Origin of the sequence: Rosenbergiella nectarea, assembly GCF_900111105.1 — a bacterium.
GTDB lineage: Bacteria > Pseudomonadota > Gammaproteobacteria > Enterobacterales > Enterobacteriaceae > Rosenbergiella > Rosenbergiella nectarea.
Genome location: NZ_FOGC01000007.1, coordinates 154,368 through 174,860, shown reverse-complemented (window position 1 = coordinate 174,860; position 20,493 = coordinate 154,368). Strand labels below are relative to the sequence as shown.

Annotated in this window: 21 protein-coding genes and 1 other RNA gene; 12 read left to right on the top strand and 10 right to left on the bottom strand. The window is 45.2% G+C overall.

Annotated elements, in window-relative coordinates; genetic code table 11:
* Positions 1-520: 520 nt before the first annotated feature.
* The 5 genes from BMX14_RS10225 to smpB form a co-directional block, all read right to left on the bottom strand.
* Positions 521-1,513 (bottom strand): DUF4435 domain-containing protein, encoded by a 993-nt coding sequence (locus BMX14_RS10225; protein ID WP_092676401.1) that lies wholly within the window; start codon positions 1,511-1,513, stop codon positions 521-523.
* Positions 1,506-2,513 (bottom strand): AAA family ATPase, encoded by a 1,008-nt coding sequence (locus BMX14_RS10220; protein ID WP_177173129.1) that lies wholly within the window; start codon positions 2,511-2,513, stop codon positions 1,506-1,508. The genes BMX14_RS10225 and BMX14_RS10220 overlap by 8 nt, the downstream gene beginning before the upstream one ends.
* A gap of 214 nt (positions 2,514-2,727) precedes the next feature.
* Positions 2,728-3,942, bottom strand: coding sequence for an integrase domain-containing protein (locus BMX14_RS10215; protein ID WP_092676395.1), 1,215 nt, complete (start codon positions 3,940-3,942; stop codon positions 2,728-2,730).
* A gap of 179 nt (positions 3,943-4,121) precedes the next feature.
* Positions 4,122-4,485, bottom strand: a transfer-messenger RNA (tmRNA) gene (ssrA, locus tag BMX14_RS10210).
* 49 nt (positions 4,486-4,534) lie between these two features.
* Positions 4,535-5,017 carry an SsrA-binding protein SmpB gene (smpB, locus tag BMX14_RS10205; RefSeq protein WP_092676392.1) on the bottom strand — a complete coding sequence of 161 codons (483 nt, stop codon included), beginning with the start codon at positions 5,015-5,017 and terminating at the stop codon, positions 4,535-4,537.
* A gap of 161 nt (positions 5,018-5,178) precedes the next feature.
* Between smpB and BMX14_RS10200 the strand changes: the two genes are divergently transcribed.
* A complete protein-coding gene (locus BMX14_RS10200) occupies positions 5,179-5,613 on the top strand; it encodes a type II toxin-antitoxin system RatA family toxin (RefSeq protein WP_092676390.1) in 435 nt (144 codons plus the stop codon).
* On the top strand, positions 5,603-5,899 hold the full coding sequence (locus tag BMX14_RS10195) for an RnfH family protein (RefSeq protein ID WP_092676387.1): 297 nt from the start codon (positions 5,603-5,605) through the stop codon (positions 5,897-5,899). The genes BMX14_RS10200 and BMX14_RS10195 overlap by 11 nt, the downstream gene beginning before the upstream one ends.
* 40 nt (positions 5,900-5,939) lie before the next feature.
* On the opposite strand, the gene bamE is transcribed toward BMX14_RS10195, so the two are convergent.
* From bamE to nadK, 3 genes are all read right to left on the bottom strand, one after another.
* A complete protein-coding gene (gene bamE / locus BMX14_RS10190; RefSeq protein WP_092676385.1) occupies positions 5,940-6,284 on the bottom strand; it encodes an outer membrane protein assembly factor BamE in 345 nt (114 codons plus the stop codon).
* 163 nt (positions 6,285-6,447) lie between these two features.
* Entirely contained in the window at positions 6,448-8,109 is a 1,662-nt protein-coding gene (gene recN / locus BMX14_RS10185) for a DNA repair protein RecN (RefSeq protein ID WP_092676382.1), read from the bottom strand.
* An 85-nt stretch (positions 8,110-8,194) separates the two neighbouring features.
* The gene (gene nadK / locus BMX14_RS10180; RefSeq protein WP_092676381.1) at positions 8,195-9,073 is read right to left on the bottom strand and encodes an NAD(+) kinase; all 879 of its coding nucleotides are present in this window, start codon (positions 9,071-9,073) and stop codon (positions 8,195-8,197) included.
* Between the two features lie 119 nt (positions 9,074-9,192).
* On the opposite strand from nadK, the gene grpE reads away from it, so the two are divergent.
* Complete coding sequence (gene grpE / locus BMX14_RS10175) at positions 9,193-9,771, top strand: nucleotide exchange factor GrpE (RefSeq protein WP_092676379.1); 579 nt, start codon at positions 9,193-9,195, stop codon at positions 9,769-9,771.
* A gap of 46 nt (positions 9,772-9,817) precedes the next feature.
* Here the strand turns inward: grpE and ung are convergent, their stop codons facing one another.
* Both ung and srmB read right to left on the bottom strand, forming a co-directional pair.
* Positions 9,818-10,486, bottom strand: coding sequence for a uracil-DNA glycosylase (ung, locus tag BMX14_RS10170; RefSeq protein ID WP_092676376.1), 669 nt, complete (start codon positions 10,484-10,486; stop codon positions 9,818-9,820).
* A 53-nt stretch (positions 10,487-10,539) separates the two neighbouring features.
* A complete protein-coding gene (srmB, locus tag BMX14_RS10165) occupies positions 10,540-11,892 on the bottom strand; it encodes an ATP-dependent RNA helicase SrmB (RefSeq protein WP_092676373.1) in 1,353 nt (450 codons plus the stop codon).
* 163 nt (positions 11,893-12,055) lie between these two features.
* On the opposite strand from srmB, the gene BMX14_RS10160 reads away from it, so the two are divergent.
* From BMX14_RS10160 to era, 9 genes are all read left to right on the top strand, one after another.
* Complete coding sequence (locus BMX14_RS10160) at positions 12,056-12,805, top strand: tRNA1(Val) (adenine(37)-N6)-methyltransferase (RefSeq protein WP_092676371.1); 750 nt, start codon at positions 12,056-12,058, stop codon at positions 12,803-12,805.
* Positions 12,806-13,039: 234 nt separating this feature from the next.
* On the top strand, positions 13,040-13,615 hold the full coding sequence (gene rpoE / locus BMX14_RS10155; protein WP_092676369.1) for an RNA polymerase sigma factor RpoE: 576 nt from the start codon (positions 13,040-13,042) through the stop codon (positions 13,613-13,615).
* 37 nt (positions 13,616-13,652) lie between these two features.
* Complete coding sequence (gene rseA / locus BMX14_RS10150; protein WP_092676367.1) at positions 13,653-14,297, top strand: anti-sigma-E factor RseA; 645 nt, start codon at positions 13,653-13,655, stop codon at positions 14,295-14,297.
* Entirely contained in the window at positions 14,297-15,283 is a 987-nt protein-coding gene (gene rseB / locus BMX14_RS10145; RefSeq protein ID WP_092676364.1) for a sigma-E factor regulatory protein RseB, read from the top strand. The genes rseA and rseB overlap by 1 nt, the downstream gene beginning before the upstream one ends.
* A gap of 2 nt (positions 15,284-15,285) precedes the next feature.
* A complete protein-coding gene (gene rseC / locus BMX14_RS10140) occupies positions 15,286-15,765 on the top strand; it encodes a SoxR-reducing system protein RseC (protein ID WP_092676361.1) in 480 nt (159 codons plus the stop codon).
* Positions 15,766-16,008: 243 nt separating this feature from the next.
* Positions 16,009-17,802 carry a translation elongation factor 4 gene (lepA, locus tag BMX14_RS10135; RefSeq protein ID WP_092676457.1) on the top strand — a complete coding sequence of 598 codons (1,794 nt, stop codon included), beginning with the start codon at positions 16,009-16,011 and terminating at the stop codon, positions 17,800-17,802.
* 17 nt (positions 17,803-17,819) lie between these two features.
* A complete protein-coding gene (gene lepB, locus BMX14_RS10130) occupies positions 17,820-18,791 on the top strand; it encodes a signal peptidase I (RefSeq protein WP_092676358.1) in 972 nt (323 codons plus the stop codon).
* A 119-nt stretch (positions 18,792-18,910) separates the two neighbouring features.
* Entirely contained in the window at positions 18,911-19,591 is a 681-nt protein-coding gene (gene rnc, locus BMX14_RS10125) for a ribonuclease III (protein WP_092676356.1), read from the top strand.
* Positions 19,588-20,493 (top strand): GTPase Era, encoded by a 906-nt coding sequence (era, locus tag BMX14_RS10120; RefSeq protein ID WP_092676354.1) that lies wholly within the window; start codon positions 19,588-19,590, stop codon positions 20,491-20,493. The genes rnc and era overlap by 4 nt, the downstream gene beginning before the upstream one ends.

The following is a 20,493-nucleotide window of genomic DNA, read 5'->3' as shown; positions in this document are numbered from 1 at the left end:
AAAAACGCATTGTTAAGTGAAGAGCGCAGGCGGGCGGGCGTGCGCGCGCAGAGGGGTAAAGCGCCGGATTTGACGCGCCGCAGAAAAAAACGTCAATCCCCAAAATAAGTCGAGTGAACACTAGGAAAAGAACACCATCTAAGCAAGGCGTATTCATCATGGTAGTTGACCAAAAAATCACGAGGCCATTATTATTAAATATTATGAGAATATTTGAAGTTCTCCCATGACTTAAATGATTCATCAATAGATTAATAATTAAAGGTCTTTAGGTGAGAGGGTTATTCATGCCTGTGATCAATGTGTATGGTTTAAATTAATAACTATTATATTTTTCATGTTCAGTAAAAGCTGTCGTTTCTTGTACGAACATAAAAAAACAACATATGTGTTTGTTTGAATTGCAGCGGTTGAGATGTGAGAATTTAGAAAAACAAAGGGTTGATATGATTGTTATATTTCATATAAGAATGAAAATAAATGGATGTTTCATTCTTATATGTTCAATTTGGTTTAGGGGTCACTTTACTATATCAGTTAGTTTTTTAATTATTTTACTCCAAGCAAAACTATGCTTATAGCTTTTGCATTGATAGACTATGGTTTCTATATTCAATCTGTTTTCGTAATGGTTGCAAATATTTTTTATTTTGTTTGTTATGACTTCTTCTTTATAATTTTCGTGAACATGTTGAATGTCATTGCACTTTGATTTGTATCTTATTTTTTTTATCGAAGGAATTAACATTGAATCATAAAAAGTATGAGCTTCGACGAAAAGATAAGCTGAATTAGGTTGTAGTCCTTTGTTGTGAAGAGTTATCTTGTACTGCTCAAATTCCGCAATATTAGTTATGGCTGAAATATTTCTATTTACATAATCTTGTGTTTTGCCCTTAATTTCATCTATGAAATTATTGTTAATGCTGAGATTATTGCTAATAGGTATATTTTGGTTGTTACTGAATAGTGCCGAGTTGAACTCAGATTCAATTGTTGTATCAGGTGACTTATTGTGTAAGTAAGAAAATATACATAATGCTTCGTATATAAAATTTGAATACGCTTCAAGTGCCTCAGCAAGAGAATTATGAGTTTGTTCATGTAATCTAAATATATTACTATAATTTCTAATCGCCTCTTGGCACCCTTTCAAGTTCTCCACCGCATAAGAATGAGTATGAAGAACGAAAGGGTTTTCATTTAATTTTAAAGAGTATTCATTTCTATCGGGACAAAGATAATCATAATCTCCATCTACACCCACTATAAATTTTTTATGAAGGTTATCATATTCTTTTTCAAGTAATCTCTTGCCATCGCTGCCATTTTGTGAGTATTTCATTACCCGGTATAACCCCGGGCATACTGCATCAACAACAGACTCCCAAAAACATCTATCGGAAGAGTCTTCGATGTACAATAATCCCGCTCCTGTATGTTCACCCGAATACATATTCGAATAAGTTCCAACAAACTCTTCTTTTTTAAAGTAATCACTGAAATTATTCATTATTAACCTCGATATCTATCGAGTTCATATCAATGTAAGAATCCATGTAACCGTTCATTACAATTGCAGGGCTATGTGTAGCTATAATAAGTTGTATGTCTGGATTAATACTTTTTACAGAGTCGATTATTTTTTCTTGCCAAGATAAATGTAGCGATATTTCTGGTTCATCCATCAGGAAAATAGCAGGTCCTCCAATGGTATTAGCAGCTGTTGCTAGAATGAAAAGTAATTGTTTTTCACCAGATGATAAGTCAGATATTGAAAGTTCACTATCACTGATCTCCACCCAAAATCCTTTTTTTGATCTATATTTCATTTCCTTATTAGTATCTGAAAATAAACTATTTATAACTTTAAGGAATACCGTTAAAGCCTGTTTGCCTTTATCTTTTAGAGAAGCGAGTTCAAGTTCCATGGAAATATCTAAAATGTTTTTTGTCTTACTATTCCCAAACGACATTTCCTTCTCTGAGTTGGCTGAAATCATCACAGTTGATATGTATCTAACTTGAATTTCACTTATGTATTGTTTGGTTTTTTCTTCACTAAATGTAATGAACTTGTTGCCCTTTTCGTAAATCTTGCTTTTAATTAGTTCTGTAGTATGCAACTGAACTTTATCAAAGATCATCTTCTTTAAGCTTTCTTCATCTATAGGAATAGTTCTTACTGAATCATGTTCATAAACTTCTTTTATGATTTTTTTGAAATCTGAGCTAAAACTTTTATTGATTGCGGTGAAAATATCCTTTTCTGATATTTTTGAAAGAGTGATGCTTTGATTATTTGATAAATTTAATATAGCCTTTTTACAACTGATAGCTGAGATTAACTTGGGCTTATTCAAAAGTATGTTCTCAATGATCCTGAGTATCGTTGTTTTTCCTACGCCATTTTTTCCAACGAAGACACTAACATCTTTTAAGGGTAGGCGAATCGTTCTTTTGTCTTGAAAACCTTCTATGTATAAGGATTTAATTATAATTCTTTCTGGCATATATAAAATTTCCATGGATTGATAGATAGTATTAATCGATTAGATCATTGAATAAATGCTATCTTACTTCTACTTTATAGTAATACACTATACATTTATTTCATTGAATTACAAAGTTTATAGCAGCTAAGTATTTAACACTTTGACTATTCTTCCCATAAATTTATTGAAAATTGTTTCAAAAAATTGGCATGGTAAGTTTTCTGCAAGATCTTTAAAGATTAATTTTTAAACTATCCAAGTTTGATCTTACAAAATCCCCCCACCAATTCATCAATTCTTTTCGTGACTCAAGATACGTAGAGCGATTGTAAGCCCGTCTAACCTCATTCTTATCACTATGTGCCAATGCTGCCTCAATGACGTCTGCATTAAATTCTGCCTCATTAAGAGCGGTGCTAGCGATTGACCTTAAACCGTGAGCAACTAACTTACCACCATAGCCAATGCGCTTTAATGCGGCGTTAGCAGTTTGACTATTCATTGGTTGATTCGGGTCATTCCTGCTAGGGAATAAGTGTTCACGGTTTCCGCTAATGGGGAGCATTATTTCTAAAATTTCGAGCGCTTGAGGAGACAGGGGAACGATATGTTCACGCTTGGCCTTCATGCGTTCGGCAGGTATCGCCCAAAGTTTAGCGTTGAGATCGATCTCTTGCCATCGCGTGCCAGCCGCTTCAGAAGGACGAACCAAGGTGAGTAACTGCCATTCAATGAGGCATCTAGTAGGAATAGAAAGATTAGACATGACAAGTGAACGCATCAGCTTAGGGAGTTCTTCGGGGCGCAGCGTTGGCATGTGCTGTTTTTTTGGGCGCTCAAACGCCATATTTATTCCCAAAGCAGGGTTAGTATCGATTAATCCTGTATTCACTGCATAAGTGAGTATTTCGCTTATACGTTGAATCAACCGCCTTACGGTTTCTAACGCTCCTCTAGCTTTAACTGGCTCTAAGGCACTGATTAGTACTCTAGCTTTCAAGTCCTGAACTGGTGTGCTGCCAATGATCGGGAAAACATCCCTTTCTAAAGACCGCCATATGTCTTTGGCATAGTCCTCAGTGACGATTTTACTTTTAATCGAGAACCAATTAGCGGCAACTGTACTAAAAATACTCTCTACAGCAATCTGCTTTTGCTCTACAACGAGCTCTGCCTCAGTTTGGGGGTCGAGTCCTCTAGCAAGCAGACTCAAGTATTCCGAACGTAATGCTCGAGCGTCCGCAAGTGACAAAGAAGGATAGGAGCCAAGGCTTATCATCGTACGTTTTTTTGTAGCGGGACGCAGATAACGAAAGCGCCATAATTTTCTACCGGAGACTTTAACCACCAAAAATAAGCCTTCACCGTCATGGAGCGTGATTTCTTTTTCGAGGGCTTTACTGCGTGAAACTTCGGTATTGGTTAGGGGGCGCGTAGTTCTAGACAAGGTATATCCTTCATCATTGGTATACGTTTTTTAGGTGTATCTTAACGTATACCAATGCGTATACCAATAATCACTGGATTTAGGCGGAACTCCTCGGACACTACCGGACATAAAAAAGCCCGCAACCTATTGAGTTAGCGGGCTTTTTAGACTTCCTCGGACGTCTTCGGAAGATTATTTGGTGGAGCTGGCGGGAGTTGAACCCGCGTCCAGAATTACTACACCGTCGGCACTACATGCTTAGTCCAGTCTTTACATTCGCCAATTAGCTGCGGATGGACACGCCACTAACGAACTAGCCTGATTAAGTTTAATGCTTCAACCCCAGGCAGGGCATCCACACGATCTCTTTTAGGTTTGACCTCTCTTGATCCCCGTCCTAAGAGCGGAGGCTAGGGAGAGAGGGCTCTGAGCAGGTTATTAAGCTGCTAGTGCGTAGTTTTCGTCGTTTGCGACTATTTTTTTGCGGCTTTTTACGAGGCCAACCGCCCCTCGGCATGCTCCTAGGGCTTCGCGAATCCTGTCGAATCCAGAATCAGCCCCAAGTACTGTTACACAGTGTAGCAGATAAATATGCTGCTGCACCAGTAATTTAACGATTTGCGTTCTTCATAATACGCGCTTTGTCTAACTGCCACTCGCGATTTTTAATATCGTCGCGTTTATCGTGTTCTTTTTTACCTTTTGCCACGCCAATTTTAAGCTTAGCCCATGCATTCTTCCAATAAAGTGAAAGAGCAACGACGGTATAGCCTTCGCGATTGACACGACCATACAGTGAATCGAGTTCACGCTGTTTAAGCAGAAGTTTGCGGTTACGCGTTGGGTCGCAGACCACGTGCGAAGAGGCGACCGTTAACGGCTGAAAGGTCGACCCGAACAGGTAGGCTTCGCCATCACGTAATAAGATATAGCTTTCGCTGATATTTGCTTTGCCGGCACGGAGGGATTTTACTTCCCATCCCTGTAATGAGAGGCCTGCTTCGAACTCTTCTTCAATGAAATATTCGTGGCGGGCACGTTTGTTCATTGCAATGGTCGCGGAACCAGGTTTGTTAGATTTTTTCTTTGTCATAGTATCCCTATTCTACACCACTTTTTGAAAGCGTCGCCGACTTCCTTATGTAAGAAAGTTAAGTATTGGTGCTATTCTAGCACGCTGATTCCGATTAGACATTTCTGTTTATTTACTGAAACTGCTATGATCAAGGTGTTTTTTTCAGACCAGGAACTCTTATGGCCCAGATCAGTCGTTCAGCGTTGGTCCCTTTCAGCGCGGCTAAAATGTATCAACTTGTCAACGATGTTGATAGCTATCCACAATTTCTCCCTGGCTGCACCGGTAGCAAAATTTTAGAGCAATCCGAGCAGCAGATGACCGCATCGGTAGATGTCTCCAAAGCAGGCATCAGTAAGACCTTTACGACGCGTAATGCCCTGACAGAAAACCAGCGTATTGCCATGCAGCTAGTGGACGGACCTTTTCGCAAACTCGGTGGTGGGTGGACCTTTACACCACTCGGTGAGGATGCCTGTAAAGTCGAACTGAATCTTGATTTCGAATTTTCCAATATGTTAGTGGAAATGGCTTTCGGGCGTATCTTCAAAGAGTTAGCGAATAATATGGTTAAGGCCTTCAGCGAGCGAGCTCACGAGGTTTATCGTGGCTGATATTCGCGTTGAGGTGGTTTACGCATTACCTGAAAAACAATACCTTCGTCCGGTGACTGTGCCTGAGGGCAGTACTGTTGAACAGGCGATCATTGCTTCGGGATTGTTAGAACTGCGCAAAGATATCCAATTAACGGAGAATAAAGTGGGCGTATACAGCCGACCCGTTAAGCTCAGCGATCAGATTGAAGAAGGGGATAGAATTGAAATCTATCGTCCATTATTAGCGGATCCAAAAGAGATGCGTCGGCAACGCGCAGAGCGCTCAGCAGCGAATAAAAAATAATAATATCGCTACCCGAACATGTGTCGAGTAGCGAATCTACTTATTTGGTCTTGCTTAAGGCTGGCTTGTTATCGATATTAGTCAGAATACCACTGCTGTTGAAGGTCAACGTCAGAGTTTGTTGCGTGACTTTTTGATGACCTGGCTCTTGACGGAAGACGTAATACCACACATTGCTACCAAAAGGATCGCTCATCATCGGCGTGCCTAGTGTGTAAGCAACCTGCTGCTGTGTCATACCAGTATGAATTTTACTGACATCGGTCGCGACCAAGTAATTACCTTGGTTGATATCCGGGCGATAAACTACACGTTCCAACGTTGAGCAACCGGCGGTGGTTAATAATAGCGCCGCGGTCGCAGCAGTCAGTATTTTACTGCGCATGAATCGTTTCCTTTTTCTTGACCAGTTGCCGACAGGCATAACTTGCCATCACAATAAGTTCACCCTGATCGCAGGGAAGCTAGATGTCGATAATAATAGACCTTACGCCAGATGAAAACCTCTGGCGCAAGATATGACTGTTATACAGAGAAAAAGTGCCCGATTAGGCGGCTAAAAGTTCTTTAGCGTTGGCTAAGGTGTTGCGAGTGACTTCACTGCCGCCAAGAAGGCGAGCTAATTCTTTTAAACGCGCCGCTTTATCTAAATTCACCATGCGGGTTTCCGTCATTGCCCCGTCGGTGAGTTTACTGATATAGAAGTGACCATGACCACATCCAGCGACTTGTGGTAAGTGTGTGACGCATAATACTTGGGTCGATTCACCGAGTTTACGCAGCATTTTGCCGACAATCGCCGCAGTCGGGCCGCTGATCCCTACATCGACTTCATCGAAAATCATTGCTGGGGTTTCCATTTTCTTAGCGGTAATGACCTGAACGGCTAGAGCAATACGGGATAGTTCACCACCTGAAACCACTTTACCCAGAGGTTGAAGCGACTGCCCAGGGTTTGCCGAGACTTGGAACTCAATATTGTCAGCACCCTCAGCGGTGAGCTTCTCCGGAGTATGCGTAATCACAATATTAAATTGGCCATGTGGCATCGCAAGCTGCTGAATGGACTCTGTGATCAATCCTGCTAACTCAGTGGCAAAGTGCTGCCGTTGCGTAGAAAGTTGACCGGCAACCTCTAGTGCGCGTTGATGATAGTGTGCCACTTCAGCCGTAAGGTGTTCAATATCCGACTCAACGTTCTCTAGTTGCGAATATTCCTCCAACAATTGTTGGTGCGTACTGTGTAATGTTTCGGGCGTCACGTGGTGCTTACGTGCCAGCGAAACATAACGAGAGAGACGCTGTTCTAGGCCTTGCAAGCGATTAGGGTCTAAATCGATCGCTTCATGATAGTGGCGCAGTTCATCGCTCATCTCGCTCAGTAAAATGGCCGCGTTATCCATCATGCCCTGCACGGGAGCCAAACGGTCATCTAACGAAACCAGTTCTTGTAACAACTGTTGAGACTGATAAACAAGAGACTGTAATGAGGCCTCTTCACTTTCAGAGACCCAGTGCACAATTTGTTGGCTTAAGCTGATACGCTGTCCACTGCTCGCAAGCTGCTTATACTCTTCGTCGATTTGCTGATATTCATCTTCGGCTGGGGAAAATTTATTAAGCTCTTGTAACTGATAATCGAGGAGTTCACGACGTGCCGCGCGGTCATTTTTTTGTTGGGTAAGTGCGGCAAGCTCGCGACAGCTTTTGTGCCAGGAGTTATAGGCGTCGCGCATTGTGTCAATGAGCGCCGGATGATGGCTATACGCATCAAGCAATGTCCGTTGATGATCGGCTTTCAAGAGTAACTGATGGGCGTGTTGACCATGGATTTGGATAAGCAGCTGCCCCAGTTCGCGTAGTTGCGAAAGGGGGACGGCAGTACCATTAATAAAGCCCCTAGAGCGGCCATCGGCACTGATCACACGACGCAGTAAACATTCGCATTGGTCATCAAGATGATTATCAACTAGCCACTGTTGGGCTGACGGTGATTTTTTTAGCTGGAATCTGGCACAAATATCGGCACGTTGCGCGCCGGGACGCACAGTGTCGGCGTCAGCTCGGTTACCCAAACATAACCCTAAGGCATCGATAGCGATAGACTTACCCGCCCCGGTTTCGCCGGTGATGGCGGTCATGCCTTGTTGGAAATCGATATCCAGTTCGCGAACAATAGCAAAATTACTGATAGTAAGTTGTGCCAGCATATAATCACCTGTATAGAAAAACATGACTGTTTTTTTATACAGTATAAGCATCTTTTTTACTGAGTAAAGACCCGCAGAAAGATTTTCAGAATAATTTTTCCGACCATCCCAATTTCCCAGTCAGGGTCGTGAAGTAGTTATAGTCTTTTGGGTGTAGCAGGAATAATTCATCAGGGCTGCGACGAATAATGACTTCTTCACCTTCTTGAATCGGTAGAGCAAGCTGACTGTCACAACTCACTTCTAATTCACTGCGTAGACTGGCAAAACGTAAGCTAATCGTACTACGGCTATCGATGACTAACGGGCGGGCTGAAAGGGTATGAGGAAACATCGGCACGATGGCAATGGCTTCTAATGAGGGCATTAAAATCGGGCCACCGGCAGAGAGTGAATAGGCGGTAGAGCCGGTAGTCGTTGAAATAATCAGGCCATCAGAGCGCTGTGAGAAGGCAAACTGGTTATCGATATACACTTCAAACTCGATCATATGAGCGACCTTACCAGGGTGCAGGACGATCTCATTTAACGCCGTAGCGACCCGAGGTTGCGGTGGGTCACCGCGCACTGAGGCTTCCAATAGGGCTCGGGAATCAGTGGTATATTCGCCTGCCAGCACTTTACCCAGCTCTTCAATCGCATTATCCGGATTGAGATCGGTCAGAAAACCTAGGTTTCCTCGGTTAATGCCAATCACCTTTATATCGTAACGCGCCAAGACACGGGCGGCGCCAAGCATATTGCCATCACCCCCGATAACGACCGCAAGATCAGCCTGTTGGCCAATTTCAGAGAGGGTAGCGGTCCGTACGTTGGGTAATTGCATCTCGCAAGCAATTTGCTCCTCGACGATAACCTCGTGCCCTTGTTCGCTTAGCCAACAACATAATTGTTCATGCGTAGAGAGTGCGCTCAGATTTCGCGGGTGGCCAACAATTCCGATACAATTAAACAACTTATTCATCAGGTAAAGCATCCTCTGTGCGCAAAACTCTCGACAATCTGTCAGAGTCTCTTGAATCCCAAAATTTCATCCCCATAATAGCCTTATTGCCGAGATGACTATGAAATGCGGAGATTTTCATGAGTAGTAAAGAACAGAATACCCCGAATCAACAAGATCCTGAAGTGCTGAATGCCGAGCAAGCTGAGCAGCAAAATCAACAGGATGCATCTGAAAGCATCGATCCTCGTGATGAGCGTATCGCCGAATTAGAAAAAGCGCTGGCGGAGTCGCAAGGTGGCGTGCGTGAAGCACAAGTGCGTGCGCAGGCTGAAATCGAAAACATTCGTCGACGCACTGAAATCGATATTGAGAAGGCGCATAAATTTGCGCTAGAAAAATTCGCCAACGAATTATTACCGGTTATCGATAGCCTTGAGCGTGCCCTAGAAGTCTCGAATAAAGAGAACCCAGAGCTGGCTTCTATGGTTGAAGGGATCGAGCTGACGCTTAAATCTCTGTTAGACGCGGTACGTAAGTTTGGTGTGGAGGTGGTGGGCGATATTCATGTGCCTTTCAACCCAGACGTTCACCAAGCGATGTCGATGATTGAATCGGCGGATGTTGCACCTAATCATGTCATTATGGTTATGCAACGCGGTTACACCTTAAACGGTCGTCTATTACGTCCAGCAATGGTTGCCGTTTCTAAAGCGTAATGTTTTGGATAGATAGAAAAGCTGCCTTAGGCAGCTTTTTTTGTTTTTACACTGTCCAGTCGATCTCTGCTAAACCTTGCGAAGTCAGAATAGCGTTCGTTTGGGAGAAATGCTGACAACCGAGGAATCCGCGGTGTGCAGAGAGCGGGGAAGGGTGCGGTGCCTTGAGTACGTGGTGACGCGTCGTATCGATTATTTGCCCTTTTTTCTGAGCATGCGCGCCCCACAGTAAAAACACCACACCATCGTGATGCTGATTAATCATACTAATCACATGAGAAGTGAAGGTCTCCCAGCCAAGCCCAGCATGAGAATGGGCTTGGCCCGCTCTGACCGTTAGCACGGTATTAAGTAGCAAAACGCCCTGCGAGGCCCACGGCGCAAGGTAACCATGATTAGGGCGGGTAAATCCTGGGATATCTGTTACTAACTCTTTATAAATATTCACCAGCGAGGGCGGTGGAGCAATGCCAGGCTGCACCGAAAACGCTAAGCCATGCGCTTGGTTCGGACCGTGGTAAGGATCTTGCCCCAAAATCACTACACGAATATCGGCGAAATCGGTGAGTTTAAATGCACTGAAGACTTCAGCTGCGGGAGGATAAATAATCGTCCCCTCGCTCCGCTCTTGCTGTACCTGTCGCAAGGTGTCGGTGAAATAGGGCTTTTGTTTTTCATCACCCAGCACGTCGTGCCAGGTCAGGTGTATTTTCATCACTGACTCCTGTCATCGGATATAAAAAAAGAGGCGCGATGCGCCTCTGCTTTCTACTCGCTACGTCCAGACGTCTCTTTCACGTCCTGAACCGCGACTTTCTCGGAAGGTTTACGGCGCTTGCCGACGTTTTTCGCATCACGATGACGATTTTTAACCCGTGGCTTATTGTCATCTTTCAACGCGTCACGTTTTTGTTTACGGCGTTCCATCTCTTTCTTCGACGCTTTCTTCGGCCCTTTATCTGAAGGGGCTCGCGTCGTCGGGCGAAGCTCATCGATGGTTCGCGCTTTCAGTGGCTCGTTGATATAGCGGCTAATTTTAAGGAGCAGCGCATTATCATGGGCTTCAACGAGTGATAATGCAGTCCCTTTACGTCCAGCGCGCCCGGTTCGACCAATACGATGCAGGTAGATATCAGCGGTGCGTGGCATATCGAAGTTAAACACATGACTCACATCATCGATGTCGATCCCACGGGCGGCAATATCGGTTGCAACGAGAACGTTCACAGTGCCTTCAGCAAGGCGCTTGATGGCTTCATTACGTTTGATCTGTACCATTTCGCCTTCAAGATAGGTACAGCGGATACCGGCTTCACGCAACCATGCCGCCACTTCATGTACACGGTCTCTTTTTCTGATAAAGACCACAGAACGTGTGACATCTTCTTGCTGAAGCAAGTGAATCAATAATTTACGTTTGTGCGCTAAATCATCGGCGCGATAGTACCATTGCAGAATTTTTTTACGTTCGCGGCGGCTCGGGTCGGCATCTAAGGTCACCGGTTCATTAAGAATTCGCTGTGCGAAATCTTCGATATCGTCGCCTTCCAGCGTCGCAGAGAACAGCATGGTTTGTTTACGCCAGCGAGTCTCAGCGGCGATAGTTTCAATATCGTTAGCAAACCCCATATCGAGCATACGGTCTGCTTCGTCAAGGATAAGGGTCTCAACTGCGCGGCAGTCAAAATTCTCTTCTTTGATATATTGTAAAAGACGGCCCGTGGTCGCGACGACGACATCTTGGTTGGTACTGAACACTTCAGCGTGGTTCATATACGCGACCCCACCAGTAATGGTAGAGATATCTAAATGCGTGTGTTTAGCCAACTCTTTGGCTTGGTCAGCGACCTGCATCGCTAATTCACGCGTAGGGGTAAGGATCAGGATGCGCGGAGGCCCTGATTTTTTACGCGGGAAATCGAGTAAGTGTTGTAAGGCAGGCAATAAGTAAGCCGCAGTTTTTCCAGTGCCGGTAGGGGCTGAACCGAGGATGTCACGGCCTTCGAGGGCGGGTGGGATCGCAGCTGCTTGGATTGCCGTCGGGCGCTGGTAATTTTTATCCTGTAGGGCTTCTAGCAGGCTTTCATCAAGTTCTAATTCGGAAAATGTGGTTACAGTCATGTTCTACCTCTGGTTGGGGCGCCGATTATAGACATTTCACCGCAATTGTTCACCTTTTCCTGCCGATTAATTCTGCGTTATGCAGGTAAAAGGGCATGAATACTGATAAAGTTCGCGCAAAAAGGGTGACCATTGGACGAATAGAGACGTTTTGGAGAGCGATATGATAGCCAGCATACCATCGCCACCTCGCCGTGGGGGCTTTACCTTTAAACAATTTTTCGTGGGCCATGACCGTTGCGGCATGAAAGTGAGCACGGATGGAGTATTGTTAGGAGCATGGGCGCCACTTCCCACCACGCGTCGCGTCTTGGATATCGGAACCGGAAGTGGGTTATTATCCTTGATGCTGGCACAGCGTTTAGACGCCGAACAAACCCCTTTCTTCATCGATGCGATTGATATTGACCTCGCAGCGGTAGAACAAGCTCGGGAGAATTGCGCGGCTTCACCGTGGCAAGCGCACTTTACCGTCTGGCAGCAGGATATCTTGGCATGGAATGATTTATCTCTTGAACGTTATGGGTTGGTGATTTGTAATCCCCCTTACTTTCAGAATGGAAAGTCCTATAGGGATGCACAGCGCGAAAAAGCTCGAGATAGCAGCACGTTGGATCATCCCGCACTGCTCAAGCAGGTCACCACCTTGCTTAGCGAGGAGGGTTTTTTTTCGGTAGTATTACCCATCCAAGAAGCCGAGCAGTTTACCCACTATGCTCGCACTACGGGATGGATATTGAGTCAACAGTGTGACGTTTCTGAGCGAACAGATAGGCCAGCAAAACGCCGTATGATGACCTGGCGTCGCTGTCCGACACAAAGTGGAACAGAACATTTGGTGATCCGCGATGAACAAGGGCAATACAGCACTGATTTTCAACGCTTAACAAAAGAATTTTATTTAGCGTTTTAGTGCATCATCTATACTGATAAAACATGAAACTTCTTGGTTTATCAGGTAAATTAGCCTGCAGATAACGCGATTGTGATTAGGGATAATTCATTGCTAAAACTTTAAATAGCAATTTACCTAAATTTCAGTGAACTTTTGATCATTATTCAGTTCCAACCTTGGGCTCGCCAATGGCAATAACGTTATGGCACTGGGTGGTTTTACATTGAATATTTTATGAGGACAGAACCTCAGATGAGCGAGCAGTTAACGGATCAAGTTCTGGTAGAACGGGTCCAGAAGGGCGATCAAAAATCGTTTAACTTACTGGTGCTACGTTATCAACATAAAGTGGCCAGTTTAGTGACGCGCTACGTTCCGCCAGGGGACGTACCCGATGTCGTACAAGAGTCATTTATCAAGGCTTATCGTGCTATAGAGTCTTTCCGTGGTGAGAGCGCCTTCTATACTTGGCTTTATCGCATTGCGGTTAACACGGCTAAAAATTATTTAGTGGCGCAAGGTCGCCGTCCGCCATCGAGCGATGTCGATGCAAGCGATGCCGAAAACTTTGAAGCAGCTAGCGCTTTAAAAGAAATTTCGAACCCTGAGAACTTAATGTTGTCAGATGAACTGAAGCAGATAGTTTTTAGGACAATTGAAACTCTTCCTGAAGATTTACGTATGGCGATTACGCTTCGTGAATTAGATGGGTTGAGTTATGAGGAAATCGCTGAAATCATGGAGTGCCCAGTCGGCACTGTTCGTTCACGTATATTCCGTGCACGAGAAGCGATTGATAATAAAGTTCAACCACTGCTGCAGCGCTAATCGCGCAGTAGAGTGACTACCTAAAGGGTATTAAGGTATGCAGAAAAAGCAACTTTCCGCTTTAATGGATGGCGAGGCCTTAGATCAGTCTTTACTCACTGAACTTTCTAAAGACGCTGAGTTGCAAGCTAGTTGGGAACGTTTCCATCTGGTTCGTGACACGCTTCGTGGTGATCTGGGTCAGGTCATACATTTTGATATCTCTGCCAAAGTGGCTGAAGCGATAGCACAAGAGCCCGCTTTCGGTACCCCTGTCACGCCTCTTATCGTTGAAGAGCAACCTAAACCGTCACGCTGGCGTAAAATGGGCTTTTTCTCGAAAACGGGTAGTTGGGGCGCGCAATTGGCCCAAGTAGGCGTTGCAGCTTGTGTCTCTATGGCCGTCATCGTCGGTGTGCAGCATTACAACCAGGGTGGTGATGCAGCGATCTCCGATAGCCAAGACACACCCGCTTTCAATACCTTGCCAATGATGGGTAAAGCGTCTCCAGTCAGTTTAGGCGTTCCTGGCGACATGTTTGAAGGCTCGTCCTCTGCCGGACAGGTTCAAGAACAGCGCGCGCGCATTAACGCAATGCTTCAAGATTACGAGTTACAACGTCGTCTAAATGATGGTGACAGCCTACCGCCGACGTCCTCCGTTCTTGATAAACAACAGTATTCGGACACTGTCCATCAATAATGAAAGAAAAACTTCTTCTCTCTGCCGCATTATGCGGCAGTTTACTTTATCCCTTCTCTAGTTTTGCCGATAACAGCGCTGTATCGACGGAAACAAAGCCGAACCAACCCTTTGTGATGCTAAAGCAGATGGATAAAGCAACCAATACGCTTAACTACCAGCTTTCCTATATTACTATTAGCGAACAAGGTATTGAGTCGTTGCGCTATCGCCATGCGCTAGTCAACAATCAAGTGTTTGCACAACTGCTGCAGATGGACGGCCCGCGTCGAGAAGTGATCCAACGCAATCGTTCGATCAGTTATTTCGATGCGAGTTCAGGCGTTGATCCCTTTACGCTTCCGGGCGACCATATTATCGATGGACTCCCATCGATTTTATTTGCGAATTTCGATCGGCTAAAAGATTACTACGACTTTATTAGTGTCGGACGTTCTCGGGTGGCTGACCGGTTATGCGATGTTGTACGTATCGTTTCGAAAGACGGTTCTCGTTTCAGTTACGCGGTCTGGTTAGATAGCGCGAGCTCACTCCCTTTACGTGCCGATCTGCTGTCGCAAGAAGGGGAAACGATCGAGCAATTCCAAGTCGTTGATTTCGCTGCCGATGATCAGCTACAGCAGGTAATGGCGCCGCTGGTGGATGCTAAGCTGCCTCCTGAAATGACCTCATTGCCGAAAAATTCGCACACAGAATTAAGTTGGACTCCTGGCTGGCTACCTGCCGGGGTTCAGGTATTATCACAAAGCCAACGCCAAGTACCGGCCTTAGCGAAAAAAATCGAATCACGCCTCTATTCCGATGGTCTTTTTACCTTCACGGTAAATGTCTCTGCGGCGAACGGTTCAACGCCTCCGCAATCTTATAGCACTGGGCGTCGCACGCTTTACGTTGAAATACGTAATAATAAGGAAATTAGCGTTGTCGGTGAACTTCCTCGTGAGACGGCGAAGCGCATTGCAGATACGGTCAATACGGGGACTTAACAATGATGAGAGAATGGGCGACAGTCGTGTCATGGGACCAAGGTGTTGCGACACTGCATACTGAAGCGAAAACAACCTGTAATAGTTGTTCTGCACGTAAAGGATGCGGGAGTCAGATGTTAAACAAACTCGGCCCTAAAAACGCGCATGTCATGCAAGTGAATAGCGATAAGCCCTTGCAGCCCGGTCAACGTATTGAGTTAGGTATTAGGGAAAGCAGTTTACTCAGCTCAGCGTTGATGGTGTATATCACGCCATTAGTGGGACTCTTCATCGGTGCAGGCCTATTACAGTATTGGTTTAATACCGATATGGCCAGCGCAGGGGGGGCCTTGCTGGGTGGCGTTGGCGGTTTCTTCATCGCTAAGCTTTTATCGAAAACTTTAGGTGAAAAACATTCGTTCCAACCCGTAATACTAACGGTTGCCTTAGGCCCAGACCAATTGCGCGTTGACTCGGTTCATCCTTCTCACTCTTCGTAACGAGTCGATTTATGTTAGCGAGCGAGCTGTATTCAGCGATTTACGGTTTGCTTGCAGTCCCCCTTCATACTTCTTCCCATAAATTGTCTTAAAAAAAAGCTGTCCAAGGCTGTTGATATGCTGACGTCTTTGCCGCTGTCGTGTAATATGCTCCGCAGTAAAAAAGTGGGTACATGCATCATGGGTCCATTTATGTGTCCACCTGAATAAATTTTGCAGGAAACTATGAAAAAATCCCCGGATATGAAGAATATAAGAAATTTCTCCATCATTGCGCATATCGACCATGGAAAATCCACGTTATCTGATCGCTTAATTCAAACCTGTGGCGGCTTGAGTGATCGTGAAATGGCGGCCCAAGTTTTGGACTCCATGGATCTTGAACGTGAGCGTGGGATCACTATCAAAGCGCAAAGCGTGACCCTCGATTATCACGCACAAAATGGTGAAATTTATCAACTTAACTTCATTGATACGCCGGGGCACGTAGACTTCTCCTATGAAGTCTCTCGTTCTCTTGCCGCCTGTGAAGGTGCGCTACTTGTCGTGGATGCAGGGCAGGGTGTCGAAGCGCAAACCTTGGCTAACTGCTACACCGCGATTGAAATGGATCTGGAAGTTGTACCGGTATTAAACAAAATTGACCTCCCTGCGGCGGACCCTGATCGCGTTTCCCAAGAGATTGAAGATATTGTCGGGATTGATGCGACGGATGCGGTAAGATGTTCGGCTAAAACAGGATTAGGTGTTCCTGAAGTATTAGAACGTCTAGTACGCGATATTCCACCACCGGAAGGCGATATTGATGCACCGTTACAAGCGCTGATTATCGACTCATGGTTCGATAACTACTTAGGGGTTGTCTCTCTAGTCCGTGTTAAAAATGGTGTGTTGCGTAAAGGCGACAAAATCAAAGTGATGAGTACCGGTCAAGTCTATAATGCTGATCGTCTGGGTATCTTTACGCCGAAACGCGTTGACCGTGATGAATTACGCAGTGGGGAAGTTGGCTGGTTAGTGTGTGCCATCAAAGACATCCTAGGTGCGCCCGTCGGGGATACTCTGACTGCGGCGAAGTATTCGGCTGATAAGCCGCTACCAGGGTTTAAAAAGGTTAAACCACAAGTCTATGCTGGATTATTTCCTGTAAGCTCTGACGATTATGAAAACTTCCGTGATGCTCTGGGCAAACTGAGTCTGAATGACGCCTCGTTATTCTACGAGCCAGAGAGCTCGACTGCCTTGGGCTTTGGTTTCCGTTGTGGCTTCCTTGGATTATTGCACATGGAAATCATCCAAGAGCGCTTAGAGCGCGAGTACGACTTGGACCTGATTACCACGGCGCCAACGGTAGTCTATGAAGTAGTGACGACCAGTGGTGAAACACTGTATGTTGATAGCCCAGCTAAACTACCGCCGCTTAACAACATTGAAGAGCTACGCGAGCCGATTGCCGAATGTCATATGCTGTTGCCGCAAGAATTCCTCGGTAACGTGATCACTCTGTGTGTTGAGAAACGTGGCGTACAAACCAACATGGTTTACCACGGTAATCAAGTCGCGTTAACCTACGATATTCCGATGGCCGAAGTCGTCTTAGACTTCTTTGACCGGATTAAATCGACATCCCGTGGTTATGCATCGCTTGATTATAACTTTAAGCGTTTCCAAACGTCAGACATGGTTCGTGTTGATGTCATGATCAACTCCGAACGTGTTGATGCGCTCGCGCTAATCACTCACCGCGATAATTCACAATCTCGAGGTCGTGAATTAGTCGAAAAAATGCGTGAGCTCATTCCTCGTCAACAGTTTGATATTGCTATCCAAGCTGCCATTGGTAACCACATTATTGCCCGTTCCACGGTCAAACAATTACGTAAAAACGTATTGGCGAAGTGTTATGGTGGTGACGTGAGCCGTAAGAAGAAATTATTACAGAAACAGAAAGATGGTAAGAAACGCATGAAGCAAGTCGGCAACGTAGAGTTACCGCAAGAGGCGTTCTTAGCAATTCTGCATGTTGGTAAAGATTAATTAATTAAGGATTGGTCATGGCAAATATGTTTGCACTGATTTTGGCAGTTGCAACGTTACTCACCGGTATCGTGTGGTGTCTGGATAAATTTAAATGGGCCCCGGCGCGCCGTGCTAAGTGTCAACAGGCGCAAGATCACGCTAACACCACGTTAGATAAAGCGACTCTAGACAGCGTTGCGCGTCAGCCAAGCTGGGTGGAGACGTCAGTATCGGTATTTCCGGTACTGGCTGTGGTCTTTATCGTGCGTTCATTTATTTATGAACCTTTCCAGATCCCTTCCGGATCGATGATGCCAACTTTATTGATCGGTGATTTTATCTTGGTCGAAAAGTTTGCTTACGGATTAAAAGACCCAATTACCCAGACTACGCTGATCCCTACTGGGCATCCTAAGCGTGGTGATGTGGTGGTGTTTAAATATCCGAAAGATCCTTCTGTCGATTACATCAAACGAGTGATTGGTTTGCCGGGAGACAAGATTGTTTTCGATCCGGATAGCAAGACCGTAACGGTTACCCCTGGCTGTGGCGAAGGGCATTGCGAAAATCCAGTCGCGATAACTTACTCGTCGATGGAAAAGAGTGATTTTCTACAAACCTTTAGCGGTTTTGATGGAAATGAAGTGGGTAATGGCTTTTATCAAATCTCTAAAGCAGGTATGTTACCCGGCGGATTACAGCTGGGTGAGCGTCAAGAGACTCTGGGTAATGTCACCCACAACATTCTATTGGTTAATCAAGCCCAGAGCCAAGTGGATGCTTACTACCAGCAAGATGGCCAACCGCAATCAACATGGGTGGTCCCGGCTGGAGAATATTTTATGATGGGTGACAACCGCGATAACAGTGCAGATAGCCGTTATTGGGGATTTGTTCCAGAGAAGAATCTCGTTGGGAAAGCCGTCGCTATCTGGATGAGCTTCGATAAACAAGAAGGTCAATGGCCAACAGGCGTAAGATTAAGCCGGATTGGTGGTATCCATTGATAGGGATTGAGTTCAGGGACGAACTCAACCCATAATTTTCACTACTGCACATGAAACCGTGAGTTGATACAGCCCTGTTTCATGTGCAATTAACAGACGCAAAGAATAACTGGAACAGCATGAACCCCATTCTTATAAATAAGCTGCAGCGTAAACTAGGCTACACTTTTACTCATCCGGAACTTCTGCAACAAGCCTTGACGCATCGCAGCGCCAGTAGTAAACATAATGAAAGATTAGAATTTCTTGGGGATTCAATTTTAAGTTATGTCATCGCGAACGCGCTTTACTGTCAATTCCCGCGTGTTGATGAAGGGGATATGAGCCGGATGCGAGCGACCTTAGTAAGGGGAAATACCCTTGCTGAGATGGCACGTGAGTTCGAACTAGGTGAGTGCTTGCGCTTAGGACCTGGTGAACTTAAGAGTGGTGGATTTCGTCGTGAATCCATTTTAGCCGATACCGTTGAAGCGCTGATTGGCGGAATTTTTCTGGACAGTGATATCCAAAAAACAGAAAAATTAATACTCAACTGGTATCAGTCACGGCTCGAAGCCATCAGCCCGGGTGATAAGCAAAAAGATCCGAAAACCCGTTTACAAGAGTATCTTCAAGGGCGTCACTTGCCATTACCTGCTTATTTAGTCGTACAGGTAAGGGGAGAGGCCCATGATCAAGAATTTACGATTCACTGCCAAGTGAGTGGTATGAATGAAGCGGTGGTTGGCATTGGTTCTAGCCGTCGCAAAGCAGAACAGGCTGCTGCAGAGCAAGCACTGACTAAGTTAGGAATTGAATGAGCGAACAAGTAACGCATTGCGGTTTTATCGCAATTGTCGGCCGCCCGAACGTTGGAAAATCGACACTATTGAACCAGTTATTGGGGCAAAAAGTCTCGATTACTTCACGCAAACCGCAAACGACACGCCACCGCATCATGGGTATTGATACTCAAGGTGCTTACCAAGCTATTTATGTAGATACTCCGGGTCTGCATATCGAAGAAAAGCGTGCGATTAACCGCTTGATGAACCGCGCAGCGAGCAGCTCGATTGGTGATGTTGAGCTTATTGTCTTTGTGGTAGAGGGCACTCGTTGGACTGAAGACGACGAGATGGTGCTTAATAAGTTAAAATCGGTCAAGGTACCGGTTATCTTAGCCATCAATAAAATCGACAATATCCAAGATAAAACGATTTTATTGCCACATATTCAACAGATCAGTCAAAAGATGAATTTTGCTGATGTGGTACCGTTATGTGCAGAAACCGGACAGAACGTCGATGCTATCGCGCGTATCGTTCATAACACTCTTCCTGAAGCGGACCATCACTTCCCGGAAGATTATGTGACTGACCGTTCACAACGCTTTATGGCGTCTGAGATCATTCGCGAAAAGTTAATGCGTTTCTTAGGGGCTGAACTGCCGTATTCAGTTACCGTTGAAATCGAGCGTTTTGTAACCAATGAACGAGGCGGTTACGATATCAATGGTCTGATTTTGGTCGAACGCGAAGGCCAGAAAAAGATGGTGATTGGTAATAAAGGGACTAAGATCAAAACCATTGGTATTGAAGCACGCCGCGATATGGAAGAGATGTTCGAATCCCGTGTTCACCTCGAACTATGGGTAAAAGTGAAGTCAGGCTGGGCAGATGACGAACGTGCACTGCGTAGCCTAGGCTATACCGACGATCTCTGA

What these genes read in the sequence shown, in the direction of transcription:
- BMX14_RS10225 (WP_092676401.1), bottom strand. Translation starts at nt 1,513, where the DNA reads ATGAATAATTTCAGTGATTACTTTAAAAAAGAAGAGTTTGTTGGAACT.
- BMX14_RS10220 (WP_177173129.1), bottom strand. Translation starts at nt 2,513, where the DNA reads ATGCCAGAAAGAATTATAATTAAATCCTTATACATAGAAGGTTTTCAA.
- smpB (WP_092676392.1), bottom strand. Translation starts at nt 5,017, where the DNA reads ATGACAAAGAAAAAATCTAACAAACCTGGTTCCGCGACCATTGCAATG.
- BMX14_RS10200 (WP_092676390.1), top strand. Translation starts at nt 5,179, where the DNA reads ATGGCCCAGATCAGTCGTTCAGCGTTGGTCCCTTTCAGCGCGGCTAAA.
- bamE (WP_092676385.1), bottom strand. Translation starts at nt 6,284, where the DNA reads ATGCGCAGTAAAATACTGACTGCTGCGACCGCGGCGCTATTATTAACC.
- recN (WP_092676382.1), bottom strand. Translation starts at nt 8,109, where the DNA reads ATGCTGGCACAACTTACTATCAGTAATTTTGCTATTGTTCGCGAACTG.
- nadK (WP_092676381.1), bottom strand. Translation starts at nt 9,073, where the DNA reads ATGAATAAGTTGTTTAATTGTATCGGAATTGTTGGCCACCCGCGAAAT.
- grpE (WP_092676379.1), top strand. Translation starts at nt 9,193, where the DNA reads ATGAGTAGTAAAGAACAGAATACCCCGAATCAACAAGATCCTGAAGTG.
- ung (WP_092676376.1), bottom strand. Translation starts at nt 10,486, where the DNA reads ATGAAAATACACCTGACCTGGCACGACGTGCTGGGTGATGAAAAACAA.
- srmB (WP_092676373.1), bottom strand. Translation starts at nt 11,892, where the DNA reads ATGACTGTAACCACATTTTCCGAATTAGAACTTGATGAAAGCCTGCTA.
- BMX14_RS10160 (WP_092676371.1), top strand. Translation starts at nt 12,056, where the DNA reads ATGATAGCCAGCATACCATCGCCACCTCGCCGTGGGGGCTTTACCTTT.
- rpoE (WP_092676369.1), top strand. Translation starts at nt 13,040, where the DNA reads ATGAGCGAGCAGTTAACGGATCAAGTTCTGGTAGAACGGGTCCAGAAG.
- rseA (WP_092676367.1), top strand. Translation starts at nt 13,653, where the DNA reads ATGCAGAAAAAGCAACTTTCCGCTTTAATGGATGGCGAGGCCTTAGAT.
- rseB (WP_092676364.1), top strand. Translation starts at nt 14,297, where the DNA reads ATGAAAGAAAAACTTCTTCTCTCTGCCGCATTATGCGGCAGTTTACTT.
- rseC (WP_092676361.1), top strand. Translation starts at nt 15,286, where the DNA reads ATGATGAGAGAATGGGCGACAGTCGTGTCATGGGACCAAGGTGTTGCG.
- lepA (WP_092676457.1), top strand. Translation starts at nt 16,009, where the DNA reads ATGAAGAATATAAGAAATTTCTCCATCATTGCGCATATCGACCATGGA.
- lepB (WP_092676358.1), top strand. Translation starts at nt 17,820, where the DNA reads ATGGCAAATATGTTTGCACTGATTTTGGCAGTTGCAACGTTACTCACC.
- rnc (WP_092676356.1), top strand. Translation starts at nt 18,911, where the DNA reads ATGAACCCCATTCTTATAAATAAGCTGCAGCGTAAACTAGGCTACACT.
- era (WP_092676354.1), top strand. Translation starts at nt 19,588, where the DNA reads ATGAGCGAACAAGTAACGCATTGCGGTTTTATCGCAATTGTCGGCCGC.